Annotated in this window: 2 tRNA genes and 2 rRNA genes; all 4 read right to left on the reverse strand. The window is 52.4% G+C overall.

What is annotated here, in order from left to right:
- A 23S ribosomal RNA gene (locus JSS95_07530) occupies nucleotides 1–1,167 on the reverse strand; the annotation flags it as partial.
- Nucleotides 1,168–1,496: 329 nt separating this feature from the next.
- Nucleotides 1,497–1,572, reverse strand: a tRNA-Ala gene (locus tag JSS95_07535).
- A gap of 38 nt (nucleotides 1,573–1,610) precedes the next feature.
- Nucleotides 1,611–1,687 (reverse strand) — tRNA-Ile (locus tag JSS95_07540).
- Between the two features lie 278 nt (nucleotides 1,688–1,965).
- Nucleotides 1,966–2,086 (reverse strand): 16S ribosomal RNA (locus tag JSS95_07545); the annotation flags it as partial.

The raw sequence follows: 2,086 nt of genomic DNA on the forward strand, positions 1-2,086 counted from the left end.
CTTGACCAGTGAGCTATTACGCTTTCTTTAAAGGATGGCTGCTTCTAAGCCAACCTCCTGGCTGTCTGAGCGTTCCGACTTCCTTTCCCACTTAACTGTAATTTGGGGACCTTAGCAGGCGGTCTGGACTGTTTTCCTCTCGACTGTGAAGCTTAGCCCCCACAGTCTGACTCCCGGGCTGGTTGTAATCGGCATTCGAAGTTTGGCTGGATTCAGTAAGCCGGAAAGCCCCCTAGTCCAATCATGTCTCTACCACCGATCCAAATCACCCGAGGCTAGCCCTAAAGCTATTTCGGAGAGAACGAGCTATCACGGAATTTGATTAGCCTTTCACCCCTACCCTCAGCTCATCCGAGCTTTTTTCAACAAACACCGGTTCGGTCCTCCAGTAGGTGTTACCCCACCTTCAACCTGGCCAAGGGTAGATCATCCCGCTTCGCGTCTATTCCTGCCAACTTAACGCCCTATTCAGACTCGCTTTCGCTGCGGCTCGCTCACGCTTAACCTTGCTGACAAGAATAACTAGCCGGCTCATTATGCAATAGGCACGCGGTCAGACATTCCCTTGCGGGCATAGTCCTCCCACTGCTTGTAGGCACACGGTTTCAGGTACTTTTCACTCCCCTCAAAGGGGTGCTTTTCGCCTTTCCCTCACGGTACTGGTTCACTATCGGTCAGATATTAGTATTTAGCCTTACGGGATGGTCCCCGTGGATTCAAGCAGGGTTTCTCGTGCCCCGCCTTACTCAGGTACCTGCTTCGAGTCTGGATCAATTTCGTCTACGGGTCTGTCACCCTCTATGGAGCTCCTTTCCAGAAGCTTCGACTATCGACCAGATTGGTAACTCTACTGTTGCAGGCCCTACAACCCCCGACGCACCGAAATGCAACGGGTTTGGGCTGTTCCGATTTCGCTCGCCACTACTTTCGGAATCGAGGTTTCTTTCTACTCCTGGAGGTACTGAGATGGTTCACTTCCCTCCGTTCGCCTATTCCAACCTATGAATTCAGTTGGATATACCCAGGTTTTGCCTGGGTGGGTTTCCCCATTCGGAAATCTCCGGATCAACGCCTGTGTGCGGCTTCCCGAAGCTTATCGCAGCTTGCCACGTCCTTCATCGCCTATATCTGCCAAGGCATCCACCGTGCGCCCTTAGTAGCTTGACCATAGAATTTACTCGCACGCAGCAGAGAGACTACCTCCACTTACTCGCAAGCAATCTACGTTTTGTCCATTCGCCTGTATCAATCTAGTTGATACGAATTATCTAAAGACACTCAATCACTGACAGCTTTCTTCGGAAACAACCCGAAGACATGCTGCTCAGCCTTGTAGTTATATTTACCCAATCTATTCAGTTGTCAAAAATCGTCGAGCGACTTACATGTCGCTATCGCGCCCTGAGGCGGCCCGAGCATTGCTGCTCAAGGTTCAAACTCCGCTTGCGCAGAGCCTCAACCTGAAGCAGCGTCTACTTCCATATTCGAGGAGAGGATGGTGGAGCTGACCGGGATCGAACCGATGACATCCTGCTTGCAAAGCAGGCGCTCTCCCAACTGAGCTACAGCCCCATCTCTGTCACAGATTTTAGCATGACGTCGCGATGAAGTGGTGGGCCTGGGTAGATTCGAACTACCGACCTCACCCTTATCAGGGGTGCGCTCTAACCAACTGAGCTACAGGCCCGGCATTGTGCGCTGCACATGCTGCTCTGCTGACTCATAAGAGCCAAAGTCGAGCTCTTCTCGAAAAGGTTTCGAGGACACAGTTGAACGTGCGGAGCGGCTACGCCACTCCTGACCATCGATGTTGATCGATATTGGCAAAGAGAAGGTTTAGTTCAGGCTCATCCTGAGCAGACTTGCATCGCTCAGGACGGTACATGACAACGTCCCGGAGTACTCAGCCACTAGAGCTGCCCGCGATCGCGGGGCGTATCCGAGTGCCATGACGTTCTCTCTTAGAAAGGAGGTGATCCAGCCGCAGGTTCTCCTACGGCTACCTTGTTACGACTTCACCCCAATCATGAATTACACCTTGGGCGGCTGCTCCCTTGCGGTTAGCGCACCGACTTCTAGTGCAACC

The organism is Acidobacteriota bacterium (assembly GCA_018268895.1).
Classification (GTDB): Bacteria; Acidobacteriota; Terriglobia; order Terriglobales; family Acidobacteriaceae; genus Edaphobacter.